We start from the raw sequence: 6,214 nt of genomic DNA, 5'->3' as shown, positions 1-6,214 counted from the left end.
GCTTGATAAAGCTTGTTAAACAGTAAAATTCCAATGGAATTGTCTGAGTTAAGATGCAAGAACTCAAACTGGTGACCAAGTTTCCGCCGGGAAATAACTCCTATCAGGGTGCGAAACTTAAATTAATCATTAACAGCAATCAATTGAATAAATCTCTTATCAAGAGTGGCGGAGGGACTGGCCCGATGAAGCCCAGCAACCAGCGTAAGCATGGTGCTAAATCCTGTAGGAGTATTCCTAACAGATGAGAGCTATAAATATCTCTTCATGTTAGAAGAGGTATTTTTTGTTTTTGGTAAAAATCAACGTTTCTCAAAAGAGAGGTGCTTTTCATGGATGATATAATTTGGTTTCCTGTTACAGATAATGAAAAACAACGTATCGAACGTATCTGTGATTTAGCTGGAATGACTCAACAAGAATGGTTTGCGGAGGCCGTGAAAAAATCCGAAAGGGATTTAGTTCTTCCATTGGCTGCCGAGAAAAAAGTTGTTTTGTATGGTAATGAAAAGGGTCTTAGTTTTTGGAAAAGATCTTTAAAAAAGTTATCGTGTTAGAAAAAGAAATTGGAGTTAAAATGGAGCTAATGAAGGGTGATAAGTAAAGTTACCTTAAAATTAAGGCAGAGATTAGAAGAGGTGTGATTTAAATGGCCTTGAGGAAGCTTAGGTTTTTGGATGATGAACTATTACGAAAAAAGAGTAAACCCGTTGAAGTAATCGACGATAAAATAAGACAAATACTCAATGATATGGCAGAAACAATGTATAAAGAAAATGGCGGCGGATTGGCTGCTCCTCAGATTGGATTGCTAAAAAGGTTGGTTGTCATTGATATGGGACAAGGGCTTCTAAAGCTAGTAAATCCGGAAATTATTGAACGTGAGGGGAATCAAGAGGTTATCGAGGGTTGTTTAAGTATTCCTAATATATGGGGTAAACTTAAGAGGCCTGCTAAAGTAAGGGTAAAGGCTTTAAACGAAAATGGGAAGGAAATAATATTAACAGGGACAGGAGATTTAGCAAAATGTTTTTGCCATGAAATAGATCATTTAGATGGTATTCTTTTTGTAGACTCAGTTACTGAATATGTCAAAGGATCATAAATGAGGGTTTAACGGGAGATAATTGCGTGCATAATGCGGAACTAGTTCGTTCAATGTTAGATTTTGTTTAACTCTCAATGTTTGACAAAAAATACGAAGGAAATTAATGAAAGATGTAGAATTTAAGCATACAAGTTAATATAGAAGAGTTAATATGGAATTAGCATTCAAGTTAAGGCATTAATCCAGCCGTCTGTTTTACTCTGCGGGAGAGGAGTGGATCTTAAAATTAAAAAGAAAACAAAATTATTTGCCATCTTCCTAATTCCTTTTGCTGGATTGTTTATTGGATTGTTCTTATACTTCAATTATAAAATAAACCACTTGGAACCGGGCAACTTAGCTGGTAAATATTTACTTAATGTTGACACCCAAAACAGCACTGAAAAGAAAATTGATCAGTTACTATCTCAGCACTTTATTACGAGTGAGGGTCTGTTGACAAGCTGTCAGGGTGTGGGAACCGAAAAAGATAGGTATATTCTTCTTGAGTCCCAAGGTCAACTTATGGAGTATGCTCTGCTAGTCAAGGATAAAAATCTGTTTGAATCTGTTCTTAATAACCTGCAAACGTATTTTACAGCTCCTAAAGGATATTATTACTGGCGGCTAAATTTGCAGGGGAATCAACCGGACGATGCAACGGCCTTGGTTGATCAACTGAGATTATTAAGAAGTCTGGACGAAGCAAGTACTGACTTTGGTGAGCTAACTTATAAAATCAAAGCTTTTTTCTTGGCATTTAATCTTTATAAATATAACCGGGACGAAAATGTATTTTGCGACAGCTACGATGGCAGAATAGGAAAAGCAGAGCAGAAAATTTCTTTATTCTATATCGATCCGGTGGGATTGGAAACCTTATCAGCTGATTTTCCTCCAGCCAAACAATCAGTTCGCAGTACTTTAGATATTCTTAAAAATGCCCCTCTTAATAATCAGGGCTTTTTCCCGTCCAATTATAATTTGCAGACGGGAAGTTATGTCTGGCCGGAAAAGTTCACCACTGTTGAACAATTATACACGATTGATTACGCTCAGAAAGCCGGGATGAATGTTAATAAGTTCTTGGATTTTCTGCATAAAAGTATTCAGGCGAACGGTAAGATTTTCAGTACTTATCATGCGGATGGCAGTCCAGATGGTGTTAATGATTCCGCAGCGGTTTATGCGTTAGCGGCACGGATTTTTCATCAAGCTGGGGATAATAAGGATGAGCAATGGTGTTATGAACGAATGCTCGCATACCGCATTTCGGATCAACCTGAATTGCAGGGGGCCTTTGGCTATGAAACGGCTACATCAGCGTTTACTTTTGACCAAATGGAAGCATTGTTAACACTGAATCAAGAAGGGAAGACTAGGAAGCAATAAAATGTTAGAACATAAAAATAAAGCAATTCGCAAAGATTACTTTTTTTTTGCAGAGATTTTTCTTCTGTGGTTAGTTTTATTAGCTATTAATATGTCCACAACTCCAGGTGCTAACCTGCCTACATTTGTGCTGATGGGTTGTACCGTAGCTGCTTTATTAATTGGTTATATTTTTGGCTCCATGACTGGGCTTATTACTTCCTTAGCGTTTGTTTTTGTCTATGGTTCATATTTAATTTACAATGTGCTGGTGAGCGGCGGTATAACTGAGCTCAAAGTGCAATATGTTGTTTGGCTGTTCGTTGTTCCTTTGGGTTCCTATTTATCGGGACAGATGAGTGCATATGTAACTGGCCTTTTTTGGCAGCTGGAACGAAAGTCAGATCTTGCTGAGTTTATTACTATTGATGAACTCACTAAATTCCTTAATCATAAGGCTTTTTTTAATAAGCTGGAAGAAGAAATGTCCCGCTCCCGGCGGTTTGGGCAGTCTTTGACCCTCGTTATAATAGTACTCGTCAATGAGACAGAGATGCGCACAGTTTACGGCCAAAATGGGATGAGCCAAATTATCCTTGAAATGGCGAGAGTCATCGAAGAACATACTCGCATCATAGACGTTAAGGGTTGTATCGATGAAAAAACGACTGCCATAATCCTTCCGGGCACATCCAGTGAAGGAGCCGCTGTTGTGATTGAAAAGCTTAATAATTCCTTAGATAGAATTAGCGTCAACATAAACGGGAAACACAAAATTATTAAACTAAGGGTTAGACTGGGAAAAGCAGAAGTTAGGAAAGGTGAGGACGATATTTTTGCTCTTTATGACCGTGCCCTGGAAGAAACTAAGTATGATCTTGGCTAGCCTTTCGCTGATTTTCATAACTGCTTTTGTTCCTGCAGCCCAAGGAGCTGCTGCCGAAAACTATCCGATATCACAGCCTCAGCCGAAAGCTGTGATTCTTTATGAAAGCAGGACAAGGTTTGGTGAAAGTTTTCCTCTTGTTAGTGCCTTAGAAGAATATTTAGGACACTTTAATGTTCAAGTTGAAGAATTAGAACGTTCAAAATGGACTTCGGGCGGTTTAAAGGGATTTGATTATATCTTTTATATAGGCGATTACAAGGCGAATCTGCCGAGTGGCATGCTTTCGGAAATGAGCAAAACACGTAAATTGTTTTGGTTCGAGCAGAATATTCAACAGTACGCAAACTATAAGAAATGGGTCGGCTTTCAAAGTCCAGGTCAGCAAAGTGGTTTTGTATCGCTTCATTATCGAGGAGAGGATCTCCCCATTGATCCTGCTGCAGAATTCAATGTTGCCTATCCAGCCAATGCGGAAAATCTAGTCTCTGCCGACAATCTCCATCATACCGTTCCTTTTGTTTGGAAAATGGACAATGTTGTATATGTAAGCAGACTCGACTTTCAGATGCCTTTGAACTTGATTTTGGGTGGGATTTTAGAAGATACCTTAAGTGAGAATCTCGTTGAAAGCCGTCAAGTCTTATTGAGAATTGAGGACGTCCAACCCCTTACTCCATCCGCTGCCTTGGCTAAGTTGATAAACACTTTAGCGACGGCTCGAGTTCCTTTCGCCCTGACCGTGACCCCGGTCGTAAACATTGAGGGAAAAACGGTTACTCTGGCAGACTATCCCCAATTAGTTCAGGTGCTTAAAACCGTAGAATCAAATGGAGGATGCCTGATTTTAAAAGGATATGAGGCTACTAATGATAATGAATTGGAGTATTGGAACACTGCTGACGATAAACCCCTTGCAGAGGACAAAGAAACTCTTGCTCTAAACAAGATAAGGCAAGGCATCGAACTCTTAGCAGGGTTAGAGTTGTATCCCCTGGCCTTTGAGGTGCCAGGTTCAGCCATGTCATCCCGCGGCTATAAGGCTTTAGCCCAGTATTTCACGACGCTGTCCGGGCAGGTTCAACTTTCTGATACCTCATCCTCTGTATCTGTTGACGTTCCATTCACCTATCGATCAAAACGGGCAGGAATGTTGGTTTATCCCAATAATCTTGGCTATTATGATCCGAAACTGTTAGACCCTTCCGGAACAATTCTTGAACAAGCTCGTCAATTATCGGTGGTTCCTGATTGCACTGCCGGTCTTTTTTTTCATAGCTACTTGCCGCCTGAAAAGCTGTTGCCTATTATAAAGGGTTTGAGCCAACTGAAATACCGGTTTGTGGATCTGCGAACTACGTCTTACCGGGTAACTACCCCTCATGTCTCGATTACAAGTGAGAATGGGTACCGCCGAATAAAATCGGATATTCCAGCCATATCCATTGACCAACCCCTAAGTGGTTTGAGATTATCAGTACGTAACTGGTTTTATGTACTGGCTTCATTACTTCTAATTATCCTGTCACTATTTCTCCTGATACTGTCTCGAATCCGTCGGAGCAAAAGCAATTTGTACGAAAAAAGGAGGAGTTAAAGTGGGAAGCCTTACTTTGACGGATTGGTTATTTATTTCAACGGTTTTGGCCATTTGGATGCTCCTTTTTTATCATGTGATTCTAACTTTTGCCGGATATCGCCGGTTCGTGGCATCATTTTCAGAAGACGAAAATTCTCCGGGCATAAGTTTAGAGTCTTACCCGACAGTTTCTGTTCTTGTTCCTGCTCATAATGAAGAACAAGTAATTGGCCGTACTGTCGAAGCTTTAGCAAGATTGGAATATCCTAAAGACCGTATTGAAATCATTGTTGTCAATGACAGTTCCACGGATGGAACTGGTAATGTACTGGCTGAAAAACAGAAAGTGTATCCGTTTTTAAAAATTGTTACCATTAACCCTCCTTTAGGAGCTAAAGGTAAGTCTAACGCTCTTAACCAAGGTTTTCTTGCTTCAAGTGGTGAGTATATTGTTATCTATGACGCGGATAATACTCCTGAAAGGCGAGCGGTTCGCAGATTGGTGGAGAGAATTGTAAACGATCCTGAGCTCGGCGCTGTCGTAGGAAAATTTCGGACACGCAACAAGAATGCTAACATCCTTACCCGCTTTGTTAACATTGAAACTCTAAACTTCCAATGGACTGTTCAAGCGGGCCGCTGCAGTCTATTTGGCCTGACAACAATTACTGGAACGAACTTTCTGATTAGGCGCAGCATCCTGGAAAAAATTAAAGGCTGGAATATCAAAGCATTAACCGAGGACACTGAGTTGACCGTTCGGTTATATGACGAAGGTTACTACATTACTTGGGTGCCTGATTCTGTAACTTGGGAGCAGGAGCCGGAGAAATGGAGGATTTGGATCAAGCAGCGAACTCGCTGGGCCCGCGGAAACTTAGGTGTTATAAATTACTATATTCGTAACATCTTTAAGTTAAGAAACAAACGTATTACCGGGGACATTATTTATTTCTTTTTCACCTATGGTATTTTCTTTTTTTCGATACTAGTTTCAGATGCAATTTTTATTCTTGGCTTATTGGGAAGAAGCAATTTAACCCTCACGGGACCATTTACGATTATCTGGTTTATGGCCTATGCTATGTTTATCTTCGAATCATTCATTTCTGTAAACTTCGAATCGGGTGAGGGAACATTCCTGAATCTTCTTCTTATTTGCCTAATGTATTTTACCTATTGTCAGTTGTGGCTTTTTGTCGTCGTAAAGGCAACCTATTCAGCAATTAGCGATCGGATTTCGGGGACCAATGCACGTTGGTATAAGACCGAACGGTCAGGAGGTTAGGAA

6 protein-coding genes and 1 riboswitch are annotated in these 6,214 nt (G+C 40.0%); all 6 genes read left to right on the top strand.

From position 1 onward, the window contains the following. Nucleotides 1-153 precede the first annotated feature (153 nt). Nucleotides 154-251: riboswitch (SAM riboswitch) on the top strand. Between the two features lie 81 nt (nt 252-332). The 6 genes from B5Y67_RS08975 to B5Y67_RS08950 all read left to right on the top strand — a co-directional run bounded on the left by B5Y67_RS08975 (nt 333) and on the right by B5Y67_RS08950 (nt 6,211). Then, nucleotides 333-557, top strand: coding sequence for a hypothetical protein (locus tag B5Y67_RS08975; RefSeq protein WP_088226112.1), 225 nt, complete (start codon nt 333-335; stop codon nt 555-557). Nucleotides 558-649: 92 nt separating this feature from the next. Then, a complete protein-coding gene (gene def / locus B5Y67_RS08970; protein ID WP_088226111.1) occupies nt 650-1,105 on the top strand; it encodes a peptide deformylase in 456 nt (151 codons plus the stop codon). A 216-nt stretch (nt 1,106-1,321) separates the two neighbouring features. Then, complete coding sequence (locus tag B5Y67_RS08965; RefSeq protein WP_088226110.1) at nt 1,322-2,479, top strand: hypothetical protein; 1,158 nt, start codon at nt 1,322-1,324, stop codon at nt 2,477-2,479. A gap of 1 nt (nt 2,480) precedes the next feature. Then, nucleotides 2,481-3,344 (top strand): diguanylate cyclase, encoded by an 864-nt coding sequence (locus B5Y67_RS08960; RefSeq protein ID WP_088226109.1) that lies wholly within the window; start codon nt 2,481-2,483, stop codon nt 3,342-3,344. Further along, complete coding sequence (locus B5Y67_RS08955) at nt 3,331-4,941, top strand: DUF2334 domain-containing protein (RefSeq protein WP_170932641.1); 1,611 nt, start codon at nt 3,331-3,333, stop codon at nt 4,939-4,941. The genes B5Y67_RS08960 and B5Y67_RS08955 overlap by 14 nt, the downstream gene beginning before the upstream one ends. A gap of 1 nt (nt 4,942) precedes the next feature. Beyond that, nucleotides 4,943-6,211, top strand: coding sequence for a glycosyltransferase (locus B5Y67_RS08950; protein ID WP_088226107.1), 1,269 nt, complete (start codon nt 4,943-4,945; stop codon nt 6,209-6,211). The last annotated feature ends 3 nt before the right edge of the window (nt 6,212-6,214 follow it).

The sequence above is a fragment of the Desulfosporosinus sp. FKB genome (assembly GCF_002196705.1).
Lineage (GTDB): Bacteria > Bacillota > Desulfitobacteriia > Desulfitobacteriales > Desulfitobacteriaceae > Desulfosporosinus.
The sequence above is the reverse complement of the archived record's forward strand: the minus strand, read 5'-3'. Positions and strand labels throughout refer to the sequence as shown.